Raw genomic sequence first — 24,354 nt, forward strand, 5'->3', positions numbered from 1 at the left:
GCCCTTATGGTAGGTATCGCTTTTTTCTTTTACATCATCCAATTTACCCGCCTTCTTCCCGAACGCTAGTTTCCATAATTATACAATAGTGAAAAATAAAAAAACAAGAGAAAACTCTTGTCTAGGCTTTATTCATTTCAGATACTTGAAGTACCACAAATCTTCGATTTTTTGTGGCACTCCGTATCTGACCTCACTTTCATCCCATCCCTAAAGGGGGTGCTAACGCACCGTAATGGGCTTTCTCGTTCGGAAAGTTCTGTAATAAGGCAGCTGTGGCGACACTAATATCACGCTGAATTGTACGGATAAGTTGTTTTTCTTGTTCTAGTTCATTGTTCAATGCTGCTACACCTTCTTTTCTGCACGGTTATTTCGCCTAGATTAATTGTATGAATCAATCTTAAAAGTGGATACAGAAAAATAAAAAAGGAAATCCCACTCACATTCGCGGGATTTCCTTTTTTTATACGTTGTGCTCTACCCGAATCTTTTCAAGTAAAGCCTGGCAGCCGTCTGTAACAAGGTCAAAGGTTTCCTGGAAATCCCCTGTATAGTAAGGGTCCGGGACATCTTTTTTATGATCCGTTAAGTCGAGTAGACGGATAATTTTTGGATGATTAGGTTGGCCCGTCATTTCATAAATGTTTGCAACATTACTTTCATCCATCCCGATAATATACTCGAATTTCTCAAAGTCTTCTTTTTGCAGCTGGCGTCCGGTAAGGCCTGCTGATGAGATGTTATATTTTTTTAAAATCGTCACCGTCCCTTTATGCGGGGGACTTCCAATATGCCATGAACTTGTGGCCGCTGAATCGACTGTTATTTTGTCGCTTAACTGTTCTTTTTCAAGTAAGTCACGAAAGATTGCTTCGGCCATCGGTGAACGGCAAATGTTTCCGAGGCAGACAAATAAAACGTTAATCATGTAGTAGGCTCCTTTTTATCTGTGATTAGTAAATCTAGATTGTCTAACCGTTCTAGACGCTCCAACACTCGTCTTTTTTTATACAGCATATTCGCGGCTTCGCCAACATCTTGAATCGCTGTTTTGTTCATATACGCTCCGAAAATCATTCCGGCAATCGGAATCATTTGAAAGAGCTTCTTCCAGCCAAAATTATCTCGGTACGTCATAAATACTTCTCGCCATCCTTGCAGTTGGGAGAAGCCTTGCTCTCTTTTGGGAGCTGTCAATTCTTCTAATATAGCTTTTTTTCCTACGACATCGGATGAAGTAAATTGCATGCATTTGACCATAAAGATTCGTTCTTCTTTATCTGTCGGGTCATACCCATAAGCGACAGCTACTTCCTGAATCGTTTTCAATGTTAATCCTAGAATAAGCGGAATATCGATGGCTAACGTAAATATCCCGCCAATTCCGGTAGTAGCTCCTTGAATTTGGGCATTTTTCGCTCTTGTCGCGATAAAAGCATTTGCGACTTTATCCATATTCTCAAGAGGGAATGTTTGAACATCTTCTAATGTAAATTTTTTATCGGAGGATAATAGTTTAGACGCTTTATCTAGCGTAGCATCATTGTTCACTAAATATTGACCGCCAGTGTCGATATAATTCGCAACTTCATCTAGTAAATCGTTTATTTTATTATGAAGAAATTTAGGCGTTACTTTGTCCAGCATCATAAAAGGGATGCGCCCTAGCTTCTCCCAAAAAAACAATCCTTTTTGATCCTTCTCCCATTTTTCAATCGTTTTCAATTCTTCTCGCAATTGGTCTTTATTTTCCATTGGAAACACCTCGGCCACTTGTAGATATGTTTTTCATGTAAATTAATGTAAAATTTTGTATTGAAAGGCTTTTATTTGCCCATTTCATCGTATCATAAGAGATAGGGAAATTCTATTTATAAGGGGGATGTACCAGTATGGGGAATAAGAAGATGTTTAAAGTGGCAATGGCCGCGGCAATCGCTGGAAGTGTGATTACGACGGTTGCTCCGGCGCAGTCAGAAGCAGCAGATAGCCTCAGAAGCAAGATTCAATCGGCGAAATCTACTATGAAGAAACCTTATGACACCTATTTCAAGACGACGACATTAGCTTCTATAGCAACGGTTGAAAAAGAGATTAAAGCCGCGAAAAAAGCAAAAAAAGACATCAACGCGGCCATTAAAAAATCCAATCTATCCAAAAAACAAAAAGAAGCTCGGTATAAAGAAATTAAAGCATACAACAAGTACATCGCGCGTGCAGAAGGATATGTCAAAGGCTACAAAGCAGCCGAAAAGGCAAAAGCTGCGAATGATAAAGCAGTAAAAGCACTCGAGCAAGCAGCGGTGAATCAGAAGCCGAATCAAGTAATCAAACGATATGAAGCGCTGCAGGAAGCTGTTAAAAAAGCAGATAAGGCAATTAAAAATACCGTATACGGCGCCAAAATTGAAGCACTTCTCTCTAATCAATTCACAAAAGCGACGAAACACGCGCTAGCAGGCGATATAAAAGTATATTATTACTACGCACAGGCAGAGGATTTAATTGAAAAAGGAAAATTGCAAACGGCAGAGAAGCGGATGACAGCCGTTGCTGCCCAGCTTGAAAAAGTCGATGAAACCTCGGTGTTGGGTCAAGCAATTCATCAATATGTACAAGCTGTAAAAGCGAAGTATGATGCAAAAGCGAAGTTCACCTTATCTTTAATGCACACGAACGATACGCATGCTCATCTTGATAATGTCGCAAAACGAGTAACGGCAGTGAAGGAAGTACGTGCGAGTAAACCGGCTGCTCTGTTAGTTGATGCAGGTGATGTGCTAACAGGTACGTTATATTTTAATGAATTTAAAGGACAAGCTGATCTGAGGTTTATGAACCTAATGAAATACGATGTAATGACATTTGGCAATCATGAATTCGATTTAGGCGCAGCGACTGAGGGGCATGAAGCATTAGCCCAGTTTGTAAAGGGAGCTGAGTTTTCATTTGTCAGCTCCAATGTGAATTTTAGCAAAGACGACAAGCTGAAAGGATTGTTTAAGAATGCCGTTACGACTAAGCCGAGGGATGGTCAGATTTATAATGGAATCATTAAAGAAGTAAACGGTGAAAAGGTTGGCATCTTCGGCTTAACAACAGAGGAAACGAAGGCTATTTCGAGTCCTGGAAATGTTGAGTTTGAAAATTATAAAGAAGAAGCGGAAAAAGCCGTTGCAGCCTTTGAAAAACGCGGCGTAAATAAAATTGTCGCTGTGACTCATATTGGGTATGATGACAATCCAGCATATGATAATGACCTCACATTAGCGACGGAAGTGGACGGCATTGATGTCATTGTTGGCGGGCATAGCCATACCCAATTAGATCAACCTGTCGTCGTCAATAAAGATGAAAAAGGGAAAACGAAAGCGCCGACTGTTATTGTTCAGGCATATCAATATAGTGATTACTTAGGAACGGTCGATGTTGAATTTGATAGGAAGGGGCAAGTTGTCGGCCAAGCCGGTCAACTGATTAAACTAGCCGATAAACAAGAAGACCCTGAAGCGGCCACATTGTTAAAAACGTATTCAGCGAAAATAGAAGAAGTGAAAAACACGCCAGTTGGAGCAACAGCCGTTCAAGCCCTAGATAATCCTCGTGATTCCGGGGATGAGACGAAGCCAAGTGTGCGTAAAAACGAAACAGAGCTCGGGAATTTGATTACAGATGGCATGTTGAGTAAAGCGAAGGAGTTTAATAAAGATACAGTGATTGCTTTTCAAAATGGCGGCGGAATCCGTGCGGCGATTGACCAAGGAGAGATTACGTTAGGCGATGTGTTAACGGTGCTTCCATTTGGAAATACGTTAGCAACAGTGAAATTGACAGGAGCAGAGATTATCCAAGCGTTAGAACATAGTGTTAGTCAAGTGCCGAAAGAGAGCGGCGGCTTCTTACATGTATCAGGTTTGAAATTCACGTTTGACAGCAGTAAACCTGCGGGCAGCCGTGTTCAGAAAGTAGAAGTGCTACAAGGTGGTTCTTACTCAGAGTTGCAGCTATCCAGTGAATACGTTGTTGCGACAAATGCCTTTACCGCAAAAGGCGGAGACGGCTTCACCGTTTTCCAAAAAGCCTATGAACAAGGAAGAGTCACCGACATCGGCCTAGCCGACTGGGAGAACTTTAGTGAGTATGTGAGTGGGTTGAAGACGGTAGATCCTCAAATAGAGGGTAGAATCAAAAACGTGTCACAGTGACTTTTCAAAATGTGTATAACATGTGGATAACTTTGTTGATATCTAGCTCAAAAAGGAAGATGCATCCGATAATGGATGCATCTTTTGACGTGTGGAGTCATTTTAAAGTCACAGTGACTTTTCGGATTGTGGATATCCTGTGGAAAACCCAACACTTTAGAAGTTTTTGTTAATTTTAACCAAAAAAGAAGGAATTGTACCTAGTTTGTCGTATTGATTAACAGATATGTTCTAAAACATTTAATTAGTTAACATCGGAGGCGAGTATTCATGTTTGAACCGTACAAGACAGGTCATTATTATGATGAAATGTTGCAGGAGAATGGTGAGCCAAAAGAGCATTATCGGCAATTTCATTCTGTGCTGCAAAGGTTGTCAGAAGAAGAGTTTAAAGAAAAGCACGAAACAGCACAATCTAGCTTTCTGAGACAGGGTATTACCTTTACCGTGTATGGAGAAGAGGGCGGAACGGAGCGGACAATGCCTTTTGATTGCGTTCCGATTATTATTCCAGCTGACGCTTGGGAGACGATTGAAAAAGGAATGAAACAACGCGTTGAGGCGCTTAATTTATTTTTAGAAGATATTTATCATGATCAACACATACTCAATGATGGCATTATTCCGAGAGAACTTGTAGAACAAAATCCATACTATTATAAGCAGGTAAGCGGCACTCAATTCCCCTTGAAAAACCACATTTTCCTAGCAGGGATTGATTTAATAAGAGATGAACAAGGGACATACCGTGTACTTGAAGATAATTTACGTAATCCTTCGGGCATTTCTTACGTCTTTCAAAATCGATTTGTTATGCGGCAAGTGTATCCAGAGTTTTTCTCAAGACACTCTCTTTGTTCGCTGGAAGATCAAATTACCCATCTTCAATCTGCCCTGCTTTCACATATCCCATCTAATATGAAGAAACATACCGAACCTCGCGCTGTATTGCTAACAGCAGGTATGTACAATTCCGCTTATTATGATCATGTTTTTCTCGCGCAACAAATGAATATTGCGCTTGTGGAAGGGCGGGATTTGATTGTAAAAGATAACGTTGTCTATATGAAGACGATTCAGGGGTTAAAACGAGTCGACATTATTTATCGTCGAATTGATGATGATTTCTTGGATCCAACAGCGTTTCGTGAGGACTCTCTGCTTGGTGTTCCAGGTTTAATAGACGCTTATAAACAAGGAAATGTCGCCATTTTAAATGCCGTTGGTAATGGAGTGGCCGATGATAAAGCAATGTATACATATGTTCCTGATATGATTCGTTATTACTTAAAAGAAGAACCAATTATTCAAAACGTCGAAACATATATTTTGAGCGATCCGAAGCAGCGGGAGTGGGTGCTTGAGCATTTGCATGAGCTTGTTGTGAAAAATGTTGGTGCTTCAGGTGGATACGATATGTTAATTGGACCGCATGCATCAGAAGAAGAAATTGAAACATTCCGCTCGAAAATTTTAGAAAATCCGAAGCAGTACATCGCCCAACCGACGATTAAGCTATCCAGAGCTCCAGTCTATCAGCAAGGCAATTTTTATCCATGCCATGTGGATCTGCGTGTCTTTGTCATGAAAGGGGAAGAAACGCATGTCTTACCTGGGGGACTTTCACGAGTTGCTTTGAAAAAAGGTTCGCTCGTCGTTAACTCGTCTCAGGGCGGCGGCGGTAAGGACACATGGGTGTTGAAGGGGGTTATGCAGCATGCTTAGTCGCGTAGCGGATGCGTTATATTGGATGGCTAGAAATGGTGAACGAACAGAAAATAATGCTCATATTCTTCAAGTTCAATTGGTGAAAATGCTAGAAGAGTCTGGTAGAGAAAGTGTAAATTATCAAGATTGGCAGACGGTAATCGATATATGCGGCTCGAAATCAGCGTATGAAGAGGATTACGGAGAGCTTCGTGTGCACAAGGCCGTTGATTATATTGCGTTTTCTAATGGGAATTCGAATGCCTTAACGAATACACTCTCTTATGTTCGAGAAAATGCACGCATGACACGAGATGTGATTCCGAATGAATTATGGGAAGTATGGAATGACCTATATTTACATTCACAAAATAAAGGGCCGCATACAGAGTTCTCATTTCAAGATATTCATAGTTTTTTGCGGCATATTAAAACAACGTCCATGACATCGACAGGAATTATTGATTCAATGATGTCTCGGGATTTACCTTATCATTTCATGAAGATTGGACAGTGGTTGGAGCGAGCTGAAAAGACAGCCCTTATTATGAAAGTCATGCTCCAAAAGGCGAAGTTTTCCGATTGTCAGAGTTTTAGTGAATATGATGGACAATTTGCTCTTCGGCTAGTGAATGGATATCAGGATTATTCAAAGAAATTTCGTCTCAAAGATCCGGCACTTATCCTGCAATTTCTTATTTCCGACCGGACGTTCCCGCGCTCTATCTACTATTGTATCGAACATGTTAAAGAAGTAATTTGGAAGATTGAAAGTGAGAAGGTGGCACATTATTCTTGGAGAATGTATGCCGCTTTAGATGAATTAATCGCTTCAGTCGAGGCCGTTTGTGTTCAACAGCTAAGTTTTGAAGAACTAGAGATGTTTATCGCGGATATACTGAATCAATGTATCGAGTTTGGCAAAATCTTCTCAACGACGTATTATTTAATAGAAGCTGATGCAAGCAGATGAAAGAGTAGAAATGTTAAAAGGTCCTTCTCTCTTAATAATCAGCAATAATTTTTGCATCTAGGGAGTGGATGGACAATGAAATATGAAATTGTACATAAGAATACCTTTTATTATGAAGATGATGTACAGCAAAGTTTAAATACGGTTCGCTTAAAGCCGAGAAGTGACGCATGTCAGCGCCTGCTGTCTTATCGTAAAAAAGTAACACCGACCTCCATGGCGAAGGAACATATCGATATATGGGGGAACTATGTAGAAAGTTTTTTTATTCCGGAGAAGCATCGTATTTTAGAAGTCGAAGCAACATCCGTTGTCAGCATTCAAAAAACACCATTTATTCATCAACTAGACTACTCACCAGAAATGAAATCAATCTTTCATTCAGAATTATTCCACGAACATTATTTACCTTTTTTAAATCCAACCGCTTACACGTATCTCGAACAGCACCAAATCGATGAAGTCGTTCGGGAAGTAGGAGATATAGACAATCCGATTCAATTTGCCCTACAGTTAATGAGCTATTTGTTTGAAGTATTCACATATGACACCGAAGCAACAACGGTGGAGACGAAGGCCGTTGAATCTTTGCAGTTAAAACGAGGGGTTTGCCAAGATTACACCCATGTCATGCTAGGGATTCTGCGAGCACGCGGTATTCCTGCACGATACATGAGCGGCTATTTATATGTTGGTGAGAATTCAAACCTCGTTGGTAGCGCTGCATCACATGCTTGGGTAGAAATCATGGTACCAGGCATCGGCTGGATCGGCTTAGATCCAACGAACAATGTAGAAGCCATCGACCATCACATTTGCCTATCAGTCGGCCGCGACTACGCAGACGTCAGCCCGCTCCAAGGTGTCTACCATGGCGGGAACCATACGCTTGAGGTGGAGGTTGAGGTATCTAAGTCACACCTCTAAAGTCACAGTGACTTTTCAGTTTGTGGATAATGTGTGGATAAATATGTTGATAAGTCTATCGGAGTATAGAGTGATAAGAAATGCATCCAATAAATAGTGGATGCATTTTTTTATGGCTAAGTCACAGTGACTTTTTAGAATGTGAATATTCTGTGAATAAAAGTTTCGAAATATTAGAAAAATATCCTTTATTAAAGATATTTAGCCAATAGAGATATATATTGGAATAATTTTTTTGTTTTTATGAGCGTGGAATGTAGGTCTAATATCACAACAGTATTTTCATATAAATGGATTAGTTGGAAATGTTGATATATAAGCATTCGTGATAGTGTGACTATTGTATCTGTTAATGTTAAAAAGATTACAAAACTAGTGAATCATAACTCCTATTATGTAATAATTGTTATATTAATCTTTATATTGGAATAAAATTGGTGTATGATAATTGCAGGGTAAAGAGATTAGAAAAATTACCCTTTATTGTTATATTAACGATAGTTTTTGTGAGAAAAGTAGGTTTTAAAGTCTACTAAGACCAGAAACTTCTAATAAGATAGGACTCTTATTCTATGGACAAAAGAATGGGTAAGAGTAAATTTGAGGGGAGTATATTTTACTATGAGTAAAAAGAAAGCAATTAAAATCGCAACAGCATCGGCAATCGCTTTAACAGGAGCAGTAGCAGTGGCACAACCACAAGCAGACGCTGCAACAAACTCTGTAGACAAAGCAATCACAAAAGCTACAACACAAGTAAACAAAGCATTCAACCTTTACTACAACACTGCTAAGAAAAGCAACAAACTTCCTAGCGGTTCTGCAATCAGAAAAGAAGTTAAGTTAGCTGAGCAATACTATACAGCTGCACAAAAAGAAATCGCTAAAAACGGTGGAAGCAAAACGAAAAAAGCTGCTTACACTAAAAAATTAGAAGCAAGCAAAACTTCTTTAAACCGTGCGAAAAACTATGTTGCAGCAGTTAGCGTAACATTAAAAGCTTCAAGAACTGCTCTAGATTCAGCAATCAAATCTGGTACACAAAGCAAAGTTCTAGCGGCACAAACTGCATTAGACAAAAAAATTGCTGAGTTCGAAAAAGCAGTTGCAAAAGTATACGGTCCAGATACTCGCCGTTTATTAACAAAAACTTACACAACTCCAGCTAAAGCAGAATCTGCTTCTGTAGCTACTGAAATGAAAGTGTATGCTGCTTATAAAGAAATCGAAAGCAAAAAATTAATCACAACAGATCTTGAAAAAGCTGGCCAAAAAATCGAAAGCGTTAAAGCTGATGTTGAAAAGTTAAAAGCTAAAAATACTAAATTAGCTAAAAACATCTTAAAAGCTGTTGAGAAAAACAACGCTAAATATGAAGCTGCACAATCTCCTGCTGTTACATCTGTAACTGCACTTAACGCTCAAGAGCTTGAAGTTACATTTAACCAAGCAGTAGATGCAACTGATGCTGCATTAACATCTAAATATAAAGTTGAAGGCGAAACAATTACTAAAGCTGAAGTTTCTGAGGATGGAAAAACAGTTACTTTAACTACAGCAGATGAGTTAAAACTTTCTAACGCGAAAGTAACAGTTTCACCAATTAAAACAAAAGCTGATGCAAAAGTTTCAACTGCTGAGTTCAACAAATTAATTACATTTGAAGACAAAACTCCTGTAGCTGTAAAATCTGTTGAAGCTAAAGGAACTGAAGCTGTCATTACATTTGAAGAACCAGTAAAAGATGCAGGAACAGTAAGCCTTAACGGAGTTCAGTTAACTTCAGGCTATACTCTTTCTGGAAAAACTCTTACAATTACAGGTTTAACTGCTGAAAAATCATATACAGTAGATGTTGTAGGTGCAACGGATTTTGCTAACAATATTGCTAATCCAATCGCTGTTAACTTCACAGTTGCTAAGCCAGAAGTGGATAGTTCAAAACCAACTGTTAATGCTACAGTAAATGGTACTGAAATTACATTCGACTTCTCTGAAGAACTTGCTGCTCAAAACTTAGATGCGGCTCAGGGTGATGATGAGTATGCAAAAGTAACTGTTGGAACTACAGTTTACTACTTAACAGCTGCTAACCAAGATGCTGATGACAAAACTAAATTCACTTTAGATGCAAAAACTGCTTTAGGAACTAACAGCTTTGTTAACACAACTATTAAAGTTGAAGGACAAAAAGACAAAGCAGGAAATGCTGGGGATGCATTTGAATTTAATGCTACTCTAACTAAAGATACAACTCCTGCAACTCTTGCATCTGTATCTGCTAAATTGTTAGTAGCTGACGATACAAATGCAACAACTGATAAAGATGAGTTATATCTTACTTTCAATGAACCTGTAAAAGTTAAGGGTGACTTAACTCTTAAAACTAAAAATGGTATTGTTTACACTACTGGAAACGTAACAGCTGTTGATGAGTCTGCTGGAACTGGCTTTGATGTTGACGGTAATGGCAAAATTGAAGGTTCAGAAAAGAACACAGTTAAAGTTTCAATTGACTTAGACAGCAATTCAACGTATGCATTTGAATTAGCAGCTAAAGCTGTAGCAGATTTAACTGGAAATGTAAATGCTGAAGCAATTAAATTCAATGTTTCAACAGGTACTTTCGAAGCTAAACCGGGAGAAGTTGAAGCAAACTTAGCATTTGCTACTAGCACTTTTAATAGCAGCACAGTGTTCACTGTAGAATATACTGCTGATGTGACTTCTTCAGCAACAACAGCATCTAACTATACTTTAGGTGGAAAAGCATTACCTGCTGGAACACAACTTCAGTTCGTAGATGGAACAAAGAAAGTAAGAATCACTTTACCAGCAGGTTCAATCACTGCTAACGGAAGCTATGTATTTGAAGCTAAGAATGTTGTTGATACAAAAGGTAACACTCTTAAAGATGGCAAAGCTACAACTTCTGTTGCTCTAAAAGAAAATGTAGCTCCAGAAGCTTCTAAAGTAACTGTAGTAGATAGTAAAACATTTACAGTTGATTTCTCTGAAGCGATTGCTGATGAAGCTGCTGTTGCAGGTTTAACTGTTAAAATCGGTGGTGCTACTGTAACACCAAAAACTGCTGTAGCAGCTAATGGTAAGTTAACTGTTACAACAACTAATGATTTCGCTCAAACAGATAGCATTTCAGTAGAATTTAAATCAACTAACCTTGTTGATAAAAATGGCAATAAAGTTACAGACGCAACTGTTTCTAAATAATTGATTGTGTCACAGTGACTTTTCAAAATGTGGATATTCTATAGATAAACACAGTTTGAAAGGAGAGGGTCTATCATTTTTCAAATGGTAGGCTCTTTTTTTGAGTTTCATAGATTGAAAGGCTAGGATTGCCACAATTACGACATTGATTATGTCACAGTGACTTTTTTAAATGTGGATATCTTGTGGACACCCCCAACAAAAAAGGAGAATCCCTCATTTTTTTTAAAATGGTGGATTCTCCTTTTATTTTTCAAAAATTCCCCTAATTCTGATGGGTTTTTCGTGTTAAAATGGATAAGGTGTTCTTATTTTACGATATGTTATCTATTAATAGCAGAAGAAATGAAACAATATCAACATCGAACTCATTCAAGTTAGTGGGAATTTGAGGAGATTTAATCGATAGAATAGATTAAATTGTTGTTTGTGATGAAGTGATCAAATCCTCCAATGGTGGGATTTTCTTTTGGGGGTCGTTAATGATATAGCCTAAGAGTAGTGGTAATACTTTCTTACGTAAAAAATCTAAAATTAGAAAATATCTCAAAAAATGTATGCTATAATAATGTGTAGTTTTTGTCGAGAAATAATATATCTTGGAGGAAATGATGGAAGAGACGATTAGTTTACGAGAATTGTTTGAAACGTTAAAAAAACGGCTATCTTTAATTCTAGTTATCACCTTACTAGCTGCAGCAGTTAGTGGCGCAATTAGTTATTTTGTACTAAAGCCTGTTTATAAATCATCGTCACAAATTTTAGTGAGCCAATCAGCGGCGAGTTCGTTAGCTTCGATTGCAGGTGTTTCTTTAGATACAGACGCGAAATATATCGAGACGTACAATGTTATTTTAAAAAGTCCATACATATTGGACCAAGTAATCAAAGAGTTGAAGATGGACACAACTCCTGAACAGCTAAATGGCAGTGTGAGCGTTACCCAAGAAGGTGCATCACAAGTCGTGACGATTAGTGTTACGAATAATGACCCAGCAGAAGCGGTACGTATTGCGAATGAAATCGCAGAAGTATTTCAAAGAGAAATCGCACAATTAATGCGAATCGATAATATTACCATCCTTTCAAAAGCAGAACTAGCGGACAATCCAGCTCCTGTGAAACCAGAACCACTATTAAATATTGCGATTGCGATTGTCGTGGGATTAATGGCTGGAGTAGGGCTAGCTTTTCTACTTGAGTATTTGGATAACACAATTAAGTCTGAACAAGATATTGAGAAGCTATTAGAACTTCCTGTCTTAGGTGTTGTTACAACGATTACCCCGAATGAGGAAACGGAATCTTCTTCAGTTTCAGTACAAAAGAAAGCAATATAAACTTGAGGTGAACATGCTAATGTTTGGTAAAAAAAAGAGAAAAGAGCAACCTTTAAACCGGACGTTGATTACACATACGGATCCACGTTCGCCTATAGCTGAGCAATACAAAACGATTCGTACGAACATCGAGTTTTCTTCAGTGAGTGAATCCATTCGTTCTGTAGTTGTTACATCATCAGGACCAGCAGAAGGAAAGTCCACGACTGTATCTAATTTAGCAGTAGTCTTTGCCCAACAAGGGAAAAAAGTATTGCTTATCGATGCCGATTTGAGAAAGCCAACTGCTCATTATACATTTAGAAAAGATAATCGAGTGGGCTTGACAAATGTACTGACAAAACAAATGGAACTAAGTAAGGCTGTTTCTAGAACAGATATCGAGAATCTATATCTTTTAACAAGCGGTCCAATCCCGCCGAATCCAGCAGAACTGTTAGGTTCAAAGGCAATGGACGAATTACTGGATAGCGCTTTTCAATCTTTCGACATGGTGTTATTCGATACGCCGCCAGTGCTAGCGGTGACGGATGCACCAATTCTAGCTAGTAAATGCGATGGTACGATTCTAGTTGTTCAAAGTGATCAGACGGCTACTGAAGCTGCCAAAAAAGCGAAGGATTTGCTTGTAGCGGCTCAAGCTAAAATTATCGGCAGTGTATTAAACGACAAAAAACAAAAAGGGAGTCATTATTACTACTATTATGGTAAATAATTAACAAAAACATTACGAAAATGTGACATTAAAACCTTTTTTTGTCTAGTTAATAGGTCTATAATAATAGTTATATATAAATAAAAAGAGTGTATTTTTAATACAAAAGGAGGGTTTGCGATGATTGATATACATAGTCACATTTTACCGGGTATCGATGATGGAGCTATGGATGAACAAGCAAGTATCGCGATGGCGAAACAAGCCGTAGCAGAAGGGATTCATACAATTATCGCAACTCCTCATCATAAAAACGGACAGTTCGAAAATAAAAAAGATTTTATTTTACAGCAAGTAAAGAAATTAAATGAGATTTTTTCAATAGAATCAATTCCTCTTATCGTACTTCCTGGACAGGAACTGCGGATTAATGGGGATGTTCTCGCTGATTATGAAGCAGGAGAACTCCTCACTCTTAATAGAACACAATACTTATTTATTGAGTTTTCTTCAGGACATGTTCCACGCTATGCCGAACGATTATTGTATGATATTCAATTAAAAGGGCTTACACCAATTATTGTTCATCCAGAACGAAATCAAGAGCTTATTACAAATCCTGACTTGTTATATCAATTTGTGGAAAAGGGTGCGTTAACACAAGTAACAGCAGCGAGTATTACCGGAGGGTTTGGAAAGAAAATTAAGAAGTTTTCTCATCAACTAATAGAGGCTAATTTAACCCACTTTATCGCCTCAGATGCTCACAATATCACAAGCAGAAGCTTCAACATGCAAGGAGCTTATAGTGAAATTGAAAAGGAATTTGGCAAAAACATCGTCTATCTGTTTATGGGAAATGCCGAGCTATTAGTAAAAGGGAAGCAAGTGTATAAGGAAATGCCGCAGAAGGTAAAAACGAAGAAGTTTTTAGGTTTATTTTAAAAAACTTCATAGATTGTCAGAGTTATTGACCGGTGAGGCTTCCTAACCGTTATCAACGGAAGCACTCGATCATACTGTGGGTGGCTTATATCTGCACACCTTAGACGCTCGTCGTCAGGAGTATGGTGTGAGGGCGGGTTAGATGCCCGAATTTATTATATTAAATCATGCTATTTATATTATCGTCCAGTATATATAACTTTTTAATAGATTTATCAAAAAAAATCCGATTTTTTTTAGATGGTTAATGAGAATACGTGTATTTAACATGTTTTCTCATTAACTATCTATTTATAAAAGATTAGTATTTTAAAAATAGGGGGGCGGTGGTTGATTGAAGAAAGTAAGAAAAGCAATTATACCTGCAGCGGGGTTAGGGACACGGTTTTTACCAGCTACAAAAGCGATGCCGAAAGAAATGCTGCCGATTGTCGATAAACCGACGATTCAATACATTATTGAAGAAGCGGTCGCTTCGGACATTGAAGATATCATTATCGTAACTGGAAAAGGGAAGCGAGCGATTGAAGATCACTTCGATAAAGCCTTTGAGTTAGAAGCCAATTTGATGGAGAAAAACAAATTTGAATTGTTAGAGAAAGTCCAAGCTCCTTCTAAAGTGGATATTCATTATATCAGACAAAAAGAGCCAAAAGGATTAGGACACGCGGTGTGGTGTGCGCGAAAATTCATTGGTAACGAGCCGTTTGCAGTACTATTAGGAGATGACATCGTCAAAGCAGAGACTCCATGTTTACGCCAGTTAATCGATGAATACGACCAGACATTGTCATCTGTAATCGGAGTACAAGCTGTGCCAGAAGAAGAAACATATCGTTACGGAATTATCGATCCAAGTGAACAAAATGGCCGACGATATCAAGTGAATAACTTTATTGAAAAACCGGAAAAAGGAACAGCACCTTCTAACCTAGCCATTATGGGAAGATACATATTAACACCTGAAATATTCATGTTTTTAGAACAACAAGAAACAGGTGCAGGCGGAGAAATTCAGCTGACGGATGCGATTCAAAAACTAAATGAAATTCAACGGGTGTTTGCCTATGATTTTCAAGGAAAGCGATATGATGTAGGGGAGAAACTAGGATTTATTCAAACGACGATTGAGTTTGCGTTGCAACATGAGGAAATAAAAGATGATTTATTGAGATTCCTGGAACAAACCATTAAAAATAGTTCTTCAGACAAGAATTGAAGTTTAAATTGCGATAAGTATTCAAACTATGAAACATATTTTAGGTGAAGGAGGGATCGCAATTGGTTTATAAAAGGCGGGTTCCATTATTAGTTCTGTTGGACTCCATCATTGTTTTATTTGCAATCTTTATTGGCTATTTTATTTTAAACCCCTATATGAATGTGTATACGATTCCTATGCTATGGATAAGCGCGATATCTTTACTTATAAGCCATCATTTATTTGCGACTATTTATCGTCTTTATCAAAAAGCATGGGCTTATGCAAGTGTCGGGGAATTAACAGCGATTGTGAAAGCCATTACGTTTTCTATTATAATGACAGCCATTGTTCAACTGATTGTGACTCAGGATATTTATTTTAGAGTGTTAGGAATTACGTGGATGCTGCATGTCATTTTAATTGGTGGATCTCGATTCTCATGGCGAGTTTTTCGGGATCGGCTTATTGCACCAAACCCAGATAAGAAACGGACGTTAATTGTTGGAGCCGGTTCAGCTGGAACAATGGTTGCAAGGCAGCTTTTGAAAAATACAGATGCGGATTTATACCCGGTTGCCTTTGTAGATGATGACCCTACAAAATATAAACTCGATATTTATGGAATTGAAGTACAAGGGACTAGTCAAGATATCCCTCGAATTGTCGAAGAATCAAACATTGAAAACATTGTTATTGCGATTCCGTCACTGCAAAAACAAGAAATGAAAAAAATCTATGAAGAATGTGCAAAAACAAAAGCAAAGACAAAGATTATGCCATTAATAGAAGACCTTGTAACGGGAAAAATTTCTGTTAATCAAATGAGAGATGTTCAGGTGGAAGATTTACTTGGCCGTGAGCCAGTAGAATTAGATATGAGCGCGATCTCGGCAAAGTTGACAGGGAAAACGGTGCTTGTTACAGGTGCTGGCGGTTCTATTGGTTCAGAAATATGCAGACAAATATCTAAATTCCAACCGCAGACATTACTTCTTCTGGGTCACGGTGAAAATAGTATTTACACAATTGACATGGAATTAAGAAAAAAATATGCAGGTGAATTTGAAATTATCCCAATTATTGCTGATGTTCAGGATCGAGATCGAATCTTTAGTATCATCGATAAATATCAACCAGATGTTGTGTATCATGCTGCTGCTCATAAGCATGTTCCGTTAATGGAATATAACCCCATGGAAGCAGTGAAGAATAACATTTTTGGCACGAGAAACGTAGCAGAGGCTGCTGATACGTTTGGGGTAAAAAACTTTGTCCTCGTTTCAACGGATAAGGCAGTCAATCCACCCAATGTGATGGGTGCCACAAAACGTTTTGCGGAAATGATTATTCAAAACCTAGCAAAAGAAAGTGAAACAACTTTTGTTGCCGTACGTTTTGGAAATGTTTTAGGAAGTCGAGGAAGTGTAATTCCACTATTTAAAAAGCAAATTCAGGCAGGTGGCCCCGTTACGGTCACTCATCCAGAAATGACGAGATATTTTATGACAATCCCTGAAGCTTCACGACTTGTTATTCAAGCTGGTGCTTTAGCTCGGGGCGGTGAGGTGTTTGTCCTTGATATGGGTGAGCCTGTTAAGATTGTAGATTTAGCCCAAAATCTTATTACTCTTTCGGGATATACGGAAGAGGAGATTGGCATTCGATTCTCGGGTATAAGACCGGGAGAGAAGTTATTTGAAGAGCTATTGAATGAAAATGAGGTTCAGGCGAAGCAAGTGTTTCCTAAGATTCATATTGGGAAAGCGGAGCCTATGGAGAAGGAAGAGTTATATTCTATGATTGAGACTTTGCCTTATAAGGATGCGGTAGAGTTGAAGGAAATATTGGTGGGGGTTGCTAATACTAAGTTTGGTGAGAAAACGTCTTTAGTAAGTAATGTGTGATAGTTTTATGAAGGGTGTTATTAATGCAACTTGATTTATTTTGAAGAGATTTTTCAGGGCATTTATTTTTACACCCTTCGAGCTTTAGATTAATTTGGAGGATGACTTATAAGGGGGATCAGATACTTTTATCCTTTTTTTAACAATATCGGAAATAGTGAGGGTGGCAGTGAAGTGAAAAGGTATGGATTATGAGTCTGGTTAATTGAATTAAGAATGCAATATGCGTATATGAATTAGAAATAATTTAGTGGTTTAGTAGTTGATTGGAGAAATTAAAGTTCCAATAAAGTCCTAATCTACTAAAAAGCAATTTGTTAAATATTGTATAAAAATATAGCAGAGGAGTTTTGAGCTTATTATGTTTTATAAAAAGGTGAAGAGGTTATTAGATATTGTTTTATCTCTGATTGGGTTGACAATTCTTTCTCCGATTTTATTAGTAGTAGCTATCGCTATTAAACTTGAGTCTAAAGGGCCTGTCATTTTTCAGCAGGAGCGTCTTGGATTAAATGGAAAGGTATTCAAAATATATAAATTTCGTTCAATGTGCGTTGGTGCTGAAAAAAGCGGTGTGTATGAAACTAAAGGTGATGCTAGGGTTACAAAAGTTGGGAAATTCATTCGTAAAACTAGTATTGATGAATTTCCACAGTTTGTAAATATTATTAAAGGAGACATGTCGATTATTGGACCTCGACCTACTCTAACATACCATCCCTGGCCAATTGATGAATATACACGGGTGCAAAAAAAGAGATTCGACGTTAGACCAGGTGTTACAGGGTGGGCGCAGGTTAACGGGCGAAAAGGTTTGCCTTGGAATAAAAGGATTGAGTACGATACTGAATATGTTGACAACCTTTCCTTTGGCTTTGATTTGAAAATATTCTTTAGAACAATTATTAAGGTTCTTGCAATGCAGGATAATGTCAATGTTAGTGAGACTGCTAAAGTAGCTACAGATAACAATCAGGAAACCGAGATAGCAGCAACAAAAGAAGAAAGTGGGGCAAAGTAAATGCCTTTAAAGTTAATGTACATTACAAATAGAGAAGATATCGCAAATATAGCTGAAAACAGCGGTGTAGATTGGATCTTTATTGATCTCGAGATTAATGGTAAAGACGAACGACAAGGACATTTGGATACAGTCATATCCCGACATAGTATAGAAGATGTTAAGAGAGTCAAGAAAATACTTACTAAATCCAAGCTGCTTGTTCGGGTTAATCCAATTTATGAGGGCTCAAAAGAAGAGATAGATAGAGTGATTCAAGATGGAGCGAATATTGTAATGCTTCCATTCTTTAAAACCAAAGAAGAGGTCGAGGTTTTTGTCAATTATGTAAATGGTAGGGCTGAGACATGCCTTTTATGTGAAACATCAGAGGCTGTAGAAAATATAGATTCTATTTTAACTGTTCAAGGCATTAACTACATTCATATTGGCTTAAACGATTTACATCTTAGCTATAATATGAATTTTATGTTCGAACTTTTAGTAAATGGAACAGTTGAAATGCTTTGCAAAAAGGCTGAAGCTAAAGGTATCCCTTATGGTTTTGGAGGAATAGCACAGCTCGGACAAGGAACCCTTCCTGCAGAGAACATTATTGCAGAACATCATCGTTTGGGTTCTAGCATGGCCATTCTATCTAGAAGCTTTTGTAATACTAATAAGAAATGTGATATTGGTCAGATAGCAGAAATTTTTAGGAATGGTGTTAAAGAGATAAGAGACTATGAAGATAGATTATTAAATGAAGAGAAGAATTTTTTTGATAAAAATCAAACGTTCGTTCATGAAAAAGTAATGGAGATTGCGGGGACTATTACAAAATAATTGATTTGGAAGAGGAAAAGTATATGAAACTATTACTTACTGGGGCATTTAAATATAGTGAAGAACAACTGAATAGGCTAAAGTTACTTGGCTATGAAATTATCTTTGTTCAGGATGAAAGAGTTCCTTTGCAGATAGATGTTTCAGATATTGATGCAGTGGTTTGTAATGGTCTGTTTCTCTACAATGACATTAATAAGTTTAAGAATCTGAAATTCATACAGCTTACTAGTGCTGGGCTGGATAGGGTACCACTTGATTATATTAAGGAGCGTGGAATAAGGCTTTTTAATGCAAAGGGAGTGTACAGTATTCCAATGGCTGAGTGGGTGATACTAAAGATTTTAGAAATTTATAAAAAGAGCAGACAGTTTTACGTGGCACAGCATGATCATAAATGGGAAAAACAGAGGGATTTGTTAGAACTGACAGATAAGACTGCCGGCATTATTGGTTTTGGCAGTGTTGGTAATGAAATTGCTAAACGACTTAAGGCTTTTGGTGTTAATATTATAGGGGTTGGTAGACGACAAATAGAATCTGATTTACTTGATGAGTATTATTCAATTGATGATATAGATGAAGTTCTGAGAAAAAGTGATATTATGATCTTGACGATTCCACTTACAGAGGATACGCACCACTTGATAAATGATCACAAGATAGAAAAGATGAAAGATCATAGTATTCTTATAAATGTTTCTCGTGGTGGTGTGATAGATGAAGTAGCATTGATAGAGGCAATTCAATTAGGAAAGTTTCTTGGAGTTGCTCTTGATGTATTTGAGGGCGAGCCTTTGTCTAAAAACAGTCCATTGTGGGGGAGGGGGAATGTAATTGTCACACCTCATAATTCATTTGTTTCTGATAAAGTCAATGAAAGGTTATTTGATTTAGGGATTAAGAATTTAACATCAGTATTTAAATCTTCTTGAAACAGAATATTGGTAGTGGTATTGAGAGATTTGAAATTTATTACCGCATAAAGTACATCAGTAGAAGAAGATTTAAAGTTGAATAAAAAGTATATAATAATATTTTTCTTATGTAAAGAACTAATGAAATATATGTTGAATTCAAATTTTTTGTAATGGAATTTTAAGGATGGTAATTTTATGAAAATTTTGATGTTTAGGCCGAGCTATTATCCTGAAATATCGGGTGGTACCCATCTTGGGATGGATTTGATAGCAGATTTAATAGATGCGGGTCATGAAGTCGTACTTGTAACTCCTGCGCCTTGGAGAGTATCTGAAGAGATTAAGCTAAAATATAGGAATATGAAAATTGAAAAGCAATATAATGGCAAACTTGTAATTCATAGAGTATATGTTTCTGCAAATGAAAAGTCTTTAACATCTAGAGCCATTAGAATGTTATTACTTACTTTAGGAATGTCTTTCAGGGCATTAAAAGAAAAGAAAGTAGACATAATAATGAGTCACTCGATGCCTGTTTTTATAGGACCTATTAGCGTTCTTATAAAAAAGTTAAAAAGAGTTCCACTGCTATATCTGGAAAGTGATGTTGTTTCTGAATCGATTATTTCTACTGGGATAGCGAAAGAAGGATTGAAAAAAAAGTTATTATATTCACTTGGGAAAACCTTAGAAAAAGTTTCACTAAAAGGCAGCCAATATATTATAACGGTATCAGAATTATTTCGAAGAAGAAATATTGATACCGGGATATCAAAGGATAAAATTGAAGTTATTTATAATTGGATAGATACAGATAAAGTAGTTCCTATTCCTAGAAGAGATAATATTTTATTTGATAGATTTAAGCTTGATAGAAATAAATTCTTTGTTACTTATTGTGGGAATTTAGGATTACCACAAAATGTTGAAATTTTAGTCGATGCTGCAAAAGATTTAGAACATATAAAAGATCTTGAATTTGTAATTATAGGCGGTGGAGTCAGAAAAGAAGAAATAGAGCAATATATTGTTGACTCAAATGCTTCAAATATTAAGTTCTTTCCCTTACAACCATTAGAAGAAGTTTCTTATGTTTATAGTTTAGGCGATGTAGGTATTGTTTTGGGGAAAAAAGGGACTTCGAAGAATGGCTTTCCGAGTAAAACATGGACAATGATGGCTACTGGTCAAGCAATAATAAGTTGCTTTGATTTAGATAGTGAATTGAGTGCATCTGTTATTGAAGGAGAATGCGGAATTGCAATTGAACCAGACTCTGGTGAAAAATTAAAACAGGCTATTTTAGAAATGTACAATAACAAGCAATACACTCAAAAATGTGGATTGAATAGTCGGAGATACGTAAACGAGAAATATTCAAGGATAATTGCTACAAAAAAATATATTAATGCTCTAGAAAAGGTAGTTACAAATAAAAATTAATGAATGGGGAAAAGTAATATGTTCAAAGATAAAACGCTTTTAATAACTGGTGGAACAGGTTCTTTTGGGAATGCCGTAATGAAAAGATTTTTAGATACAGATATTAAACAAATCCGAATATTTTCTCGAGATGAGAAAAAGCAAGATGATATGAGGAAGTTATATAAAAATGATAAGCTTAAGTTCTATATTGGAGATGTTCGTGATTTAGCAAGTGTAAAAAATGCAATGCATGGGGTAGATTATATTTTTCATGCAGCAGCACTTAAACAAGTACCATCATGTGAGTTTTTTCCTCTTGAGGCAGTCAAAACGAATGTAATGGGAACAGATAATGTTATTACAGGTGCTATCGAAATGGGGGTTAAAAAGGTTATTTGTTTGTCTACAGATAAAGCAGCATACCCTATAAATGCAATGGGGATTTCCAAAGCTATGATGGAAAAAGTTTTTGTGGCGAAATCTAGAACTGTGGAACCAGAAAGAACTTTAATTTGTGGTACTCGATATGGTAATGTTATGGCATCTAGGGGTTCGGTTATTCCATTGTTCGTGGAGCAAATTAAGGATGGAAAGCCTTTAACAGTTACTGACTCAAATATGACGAGATTTTTAATGAGTCTTGAAGAAGCGGTAGAACTTGTAGTTTTTGCATTCGAAAATGCAGAAGCAGGGGATATCATGGTTCAAAAAGCACCAGCCTCAACTATCGGTGACTTAGCTCAGGCAATCAAAGAATTATTTAATGCTGATAATGAAATCAAAGTTATAGGTACTCGTCATGGAGAAAAATTGTATGAAACCCTTCTCACAAAAGAAGAACATTTAGTCGCACAAGACTTAGGTGGGTTTTATAGGGTGCCGGCCGATAAAAGAGATCTTAACTATGATAAATATTTTGTAGAAGGTAGTGAGGAGTTACAACAAGTTGAAGATTATAACTCTCATAATACGGAAAGACTTAGTATTGAAGCTATAAAGGATAAGCTACTTAATTTAGACTATATTCAGGGAGAATTAAAAAGCTGGAGGAATAGATAGATGAAAATTTTGGTGCTTGGTGCAACTGGGATGGCTGGTCATATAATTTCTATCTATCTAAAAGAAAATGGTCATGATGTAACTGCCTTTAGCAGAAGACGATTTGAGTATTGTAATAATATAATTGGTGATATTACTAACTTTGCTTTCGTAAAAAGTATTGTGTTAGAAGGCAACTACGATGCAGTCATTAATGCGATAGGTATTTTAAATAATGATGCTGAAGAGAACAAGTCTTTATCAATTTTGTTAAATAGCTACTTGCCACATTATTTAAGCGATATTACCAAAGATTCGAAGACTCGGATCATTCATATGAGTACAGACTGCGTTTTTTCAGGAAAAACAGGTGGATATACTGAAATCTCATTTAAAGATGGAGCAACTTTTTATGATAGATCTAAGGCACTAGGTGAGCTTGAAAATAATAAAGATTTAACTTTTAGAAACTCAATTATTGGTCCAGATATGAATGAAGAGGGGATAGGGCTCTTTAATTGGTTCATGAAACAAGAGGGGCAAATCGATGGTTATTCTAAAGCAATGTGGACAGGAGTTACGACATTAACTCTGGCCAAGGCTATGGAGAAAGCTCTGAAAGAAAATTTAACTGGTTTATACAATTTGGTGAATAATAGGTGTATTAGCAAGTTGGATTTACTTAAGTTATTTAACAAGCACATGAGAGACGAGACTATATCGATTATTTCAAGTGATGCTGTAATAGTTGATAAGTCCCTTATTAATAATAGAAATGATTTTAAATTTATAGTTCCTAGTTATGAGCAAATGGTTATAGAGATGAAAGAGTGGATACAAAATCATAAAGAGCTTTATAAGCATTATTTTAAATAGATGATAGAGGGAGGAAAACTAAGTGAGCAAATTAAAATTGATGACAATCGTGGGGACTCGTCCGGAAATTATTAAACTATCCGAGATAATAAAAAAGTGCGATAGGTACTTTAATCATATACTAGTTCATACAGGTCAGAATTATGACTATACTCTAAATGAAGTGTTTTTTGAAGAGTTAGGGTTAAGAGCACCTGATCATTATTTAGGTGTCGTGGGAGATAATTTAGGTAAAACTATGGGAAATGTACTTGCAAAGTCATATGAAATAATGGTTGAACAAAGGCCGGATGCAGTTTTAGTCCTTGGCGATACAAACTCTTGTCTTAGTGTGATATCAGCTAAGAGATTGAAAATTCCTATTTTTCATATGGAAGCAGGAAACAGATGTTTTGATGAGAATTTGCCTGAAGAGATTAACAGGCGAATTGTAGATCATACAAGTGATGTTAATCTTTGCTATACAGAACATGCTAGGCGATATTTAAACTCTGAAGGGGTGGCGAAAGAAAGAACCTATGTTGTAGGGTCACCTATGGCAGAAGTTCTTAGTGTTAATGCTGATAAGATTAACAAGAGTAAAGTATTAGAAACTCTTGATCTAGAGAGAGGTAAATATATTTTGTTATCGGCTCATAGGGAAGAAAATATTGATAATGAGGAAAACTTCATGGCCCTTATGAACGCAGTCAATGCAATGGCTGAAACTTATGATATGCAGGTGATTTACAGTACTCACCCAAGAAGCAAGAAGTTTATTGAACAACGTGGATTTAAATTTCATTCGAATGTGAGAAGTCTACAGCCTTTTAGTTTTTCAGATTATAATAATCTTCAACGTAATGCGTTCTGTGTAGTTTCAGATAGTGGGACTGTTGCAGAAGAGGCTTCATATTTTAAATTTCCAGCAGTTTCTGTAAGGACAAGTACAGAACGTCCGGAAGTTTTTGATAAAGGCAACTTGATTATTGGCAGCATAACTACTGAGCAGGTACTTCAGGCTGTGGATATGGCAGTAGGCATGAATGCTAATGGTGATATGGGGGTAGATGTCCCTAATTACACAGATGAAAATGTCAGTGTAAAGGTAGTAAAGATAATTCAAAGCTATACAGGGATTGTTAATAGAATGGTGTGGAGAAAATCGTGAAGACA

At 37.0% G+C, this 24,354-nt stretch carries 20 protein-coding genes; 17 read left to right on the forward strand and 3 right to left on the reverse strand.

What is annotated here, in order from left to right:
* Positions 1–199: 199 nt before the first annotated feature.
* The 3 genes from D1953_RS21295 to D1953_RS12710 form a co-directional block, all read right to left on the reverse strand.
* Positions 200–343 (reverse strand): hypothetical protein, encoded by a 144-nt coding sequence (locus tag D1953_RS21295; RefSeq protein ID WP_182480601.1) that lies wholly within the window; start codon positions 341–343, stop codon positions 200–202.
* Positions 344–466: 123 nt separating this feature from the next.
* Positions 467–931, reverse strand: coding sequence for a low molecular weight protein-tyrosine-phosphatase (locus D1953_RS12705; protein WP_119117571.1), 465 nt, complete (start codon positions 929–931; stop codon positions 467–469).
* Positions 928–1,758 (reverse strand): EcsC family protein, encoded by an 831-nt coding sequence (locus D1953_RS12710; RefSeq protein WP_119117572.1) that lies wholly within the window; start codon positions 1,756–1,758, stop codon positions 928–930. Before D1953_RS12710 ends, D1953_RS12705 begins: the two co-directional genes overlap by 4 nt.
* A gap of 137 nt (positions 1,759–1,895) precedes the next feature.
* Here D1953_RS12710 and D1953_RS12715 point away from each other — a divergent pair, with 137 nt between their 5' ends.
* The 17 genes from D1953_RS12715 to wecB all read left to right on the forward strand — a co-directional run bounded on the left by D1953_RS12715 (position 1,896) and on the right by wecB (position 24,349).
* Entirely contained in the window at positions 1,896–4,208 is a 2,313-nt protein-coding gene (locus tag D1953_RS12715) for a bifunctional metallophosphatase/5'-nucleotidase (RefSeq protein ID WP_245980108.1), read from the forward strand.
* A gap of 270 nt (positions 4,209–4,478) precedes the next feature.
* On the forward strand, positions 4,479–5,933 hold the full coding sequence (locus D1953_RS12720) for a circularly permuted type 2 ATP-grasp protein (RefSeq protein ID WP_119117573.1): 1,455 nt from the start codon (positions 4,479–4,481) through the stop codon (positions 5,931–5,933).
* A complete protein-coding gene (locus D1953_RS12725; protein WP_119117574.1) occupies positions 5,926–6,888 on the forward strand; it encodes an alpha-E domain-containing protein in 963 nt (320 codons plus the stop codon). The genes D1953_RS12720 and D1953_RS12725 overlap by 8 nt, the downstream gene beginning before the upstream one ends.
* Before the next feature lie 75 nt (positions 6,889–6,963).
* Positions 6,964–7,815, forward strand: a complete 852-nt coding sequence (locus tag D1953_RS12730) for a transglutaminase family protein (protein ID WP_119117575.1) — start codon at positions 6,964–6,966, stop codon at positions 7,813–7,815.
* A gap of 621 nt (positions 7,816–8,436) precedes the next feature.
* Positions 8,437–11,046 carry an S-layer homology domain-containing protein gene (locus D1953_RS12735; RefSeq protein ID WP_182480602.1) on the forward strand — a complete coding sequence of 870 codons (2,610 nt, stop codon included), beginning with the start codon at positions 8,437–8,439 and terminating at the stop codon, positions 11,044–11,046.
* A gap of 611 nt (positions 11,047–11,657) precedes the next feature.
* Complete coding sequence (locus tag D1953_RS12740; protein WP_119117576.1) at positions 11,658–12,386, forward strand: YveK family protein; 729 nt, start codon at positions 11,658–11,660, stop codon at positions 12,384–12,386.
* Positions 12,387–12,405: 19 nt separating this feature from the next.
* Positions 12,406–13,101 (forward strand): CpsD/CapB family tyrosine-protein kinase, encoded by a 696-nt coding sequence (locus D1953_RS12745; protein ID WP_119117577.1) that lies wholly within the window; start codon positions 12,406–12,408, stop codon positions 13,099–13,101.
* A 120-nt stretch (positions 13,102–13,221) separates the two neighbouring features.
* The gene (locus D1953_RS12750) at positions 13,222–13,986 is read left to right on the forward strand and encodes a tyrosine-protein phosphatase (protein ID WP_119117578.1); all 765 of its coding nucleotides are present in this window, start codon (positions 13,222–13,224) and stop codon (positions 13,984–13,986) included.
* 334 nt (positions 13,987–14,320) lie between these two features.
* A complete protein-coding gene (gene galU, locus D1953_RS12755) occupies positions 14,321–15,205 on the forward strand; it encodes a UTP--glucose-1-phosphate uridylyltransferase GalU (protein WP_119117579.1) in 885 nt (294 codons plus the stop codon).
* A gap of 62 nt (positions 15,206–15,267) precedes the next feature.
* Complete coding sequence (locus D1953_RS12760) at positions 15,268–17,094, forward strand: nucleoside-diphosphate sugar epimerase/dehydratase (protein WP_119117580.1); 1,827 nt, start codon at positions 15,268–15,270, stop codon at positions 17,092–17,094.
* 361 nt (positions 17,095–17,455) lie between these two features.
* Positions 17,456–18,115: a sugar transferase gene (locus D1953_RS12765; protein WP_119117581.1), complete on the forward strand. Its 660-nt coding sequence runs from the start codon at positions 17,456–17,458 to the stop codon at positions 18,113–18,115.
* Positions 18,116–18,940 (forward strand): aldolase/citrate lyase family protein, encoded by an 825-nt coding sequence (locus tag D1953_RS12770; RefSeq protein WP_119117582.1) that lies wholly within the window; start codon positions 18,116–18,118, stop codon positions 18,938–18,940. It abuts the gene before it with no gap.
* A gap of 23 nt (positions 18,941–18,963) precedes the next feature.
* Entirely contained in the window at positions 18,964–19,875 is a 912-nt protein-coding gene (locus D1953_RS12775) for an NAD(P)-dependent oxidoreductase (RefSeq protein WP_119117583.1), read from the forward strand.
* Between the two features lie 180 nt (positions 19,876–20,055).
* Entirely contained in the window at positions 20,056–21,303 is a 1,248-nt protein-coding gene (locus D1953_RS12780) for a glycosyltransferase family 4 protein (protein ID WP_119117584.1), read from the forward strand.
* Between the two features lie 18 nt (positions 21,304–21,321).
* The gene (locus D1953_RS12785) at positions 21,322–22,344 is read left to right on the forward strand and encodes a polysaccharide biosynthesis protein (protein WP_119117585.1); all 1,023 of its coding nucleotides are present in this window, start codon (positions 21,322–21,324) and stop codon (positions 22,342–22,344) included.
* Positions 22,345–23,199, forward strand: coding sequence for an SDR family oxidoreductase (locus D1953_RS12790; protein ID WP_119117586.1), 855 nt, complete (start codon positions 22,345–22,347; stop codon positions 23,197–23,199). It begins immediately after the preceding gene.
* 22 nt (positions 23,200–23,221) lie between these two features.
* Positions 23,222–24,349 carry a non-hydrolyzing UDP-N-acetylglucosamine 2-epimerase gene (gene wecB / locus D1953_RS12795; RefSeq protein WP_119117587.1) on the forward strand — a complete coding sequence of 376 codons (1,128 nt, stop codon included), beginning with the start codon at positions 23,222–23,224 and terminating at the stop codon, positions 24,347–24,349.
* Positions 24,350–24,354: the final 5 nt, after the last annotated feature.

The organism is Peribacillus asahii (genome assembly GCF_003570725.1).
GTDB lineage: Bacteria > Bacillota > Bacilli > Bacillales > DSM-1321 > Peribacillus > Peribacillus asahii.

Excerpts from the sequence above, each read along its gene's own strand:
- D1953_RS12705 (WP_119117571.1), bottom strand. The coding sequence starts at position 931 with ATGATTAACGTTTTATTTGTCTGCCTCGGAAACATTTGCCGTTCACCG.
- D1953_RS12710 (WP_119117572.1), bottom strand. The coding sequence starts at position 1,758 with ATGGAAAATAAAGACCAATTGCGAGAAGAATTGAAAACGATTGAAAAA.
- D1953_RS12715 (WP_245980108.1), top strand. The coding sequence starts at position 1,896 with ATGGGGAATAAGAAGATGTTTAAAGTGGCAATGGCCGCGGCAATCGCT.
- D1953_RS12720 (WP_119117573.1), top strand. The coding sequence starts at position 4,479 with ATGTTTGAACCGTACAAGACAGGTCATTATTATGATGAAATGTTGCAG.
- D1953_RS12725 (WP_119117574.1), top strand. The coding sequence starts at position 5,926 with ATGCTTAGTCGCGTAGCGGATGCGTTATATTGGATGGCTAGAAATGGT.
- D1953_RS12730 (WP_119117575.1), top strand. The coding sequence starts at position 6,964 with ATGAAATATGAAATTGTACATAAGAATACCTTTTATTATGAAGATGAT.
- D1953_RS12735 (WP_182480602.1), top strand. The coding sequence starts at position 8,437 with ATGAGTAAAAAGAAAGCAATTAAAATCGCAACAGCATCGGCAATCGCT.
- D1953_RS12740 (WP_119117576.1), top strand. The coding sequence starts at position 11,658 with ATGGAAGAGACGATTAGTTTACGAGAATTGTTTGAAACGTTAAAAAAA.
- D1953_RS12745 (WP_119117577.1), top strand. The coding sequence starts at position 12,406 with ATGTTTGGTAAAAAAAAGAGAAAAGAGCAACCTTTAAACCGGACGTTG.
- D1953_RS12750 (WP_119117578.1), top strand. The coding sequence starts at position 13,222 with ATGATTGATATACATAGTCACATTTTACCGGGTATCGATGATGGAGCT.
- D1953_RS12765 (WP_119117581.1), top strand. The coding sequence starts at position 17,456 with ATGTTTTATAAAAAGGTGAAGAGGTTATTAGATATTGTTTTATCTCTG.
- D1953_RS12770 (WP_119117582.1), top strand. The coding sequence starts at position 18,116 with ATGCCTTTAAAGTTAATGTACATTACAAATAGAGAAGATATCGCAAAT.
- D1953_RS12775 (WP_119117583.1), top strand. The coding sequence starts at position 18,964 with ATGAAACTATTACTTACTGGGGCATTTAAATATAGTGAAGAACAACTG.
- D1953_RS12780 (WP_119117584.1), top strand. The coding sequence starts at position 20,056 with ATGAAAATTTTGATGTTTAGGCCGAGCTATTATCCTGAAATATCGGGT.
- D1953_RS12785 (WP_119117585.1), top strand. The coding sequence starts at position 21,322 with ATGTTCAAAGATAAAACGCTTTTAATAACTGGTGGAACAGGTTCTTTT.
- D1953_RS12790 (WP_119117586.1), top strand. The coding sequence starts at position 22,345 with ATGAAAATTTTGGTGCTTGGTGCAACTGGGATGGCTGGTCATATAATT.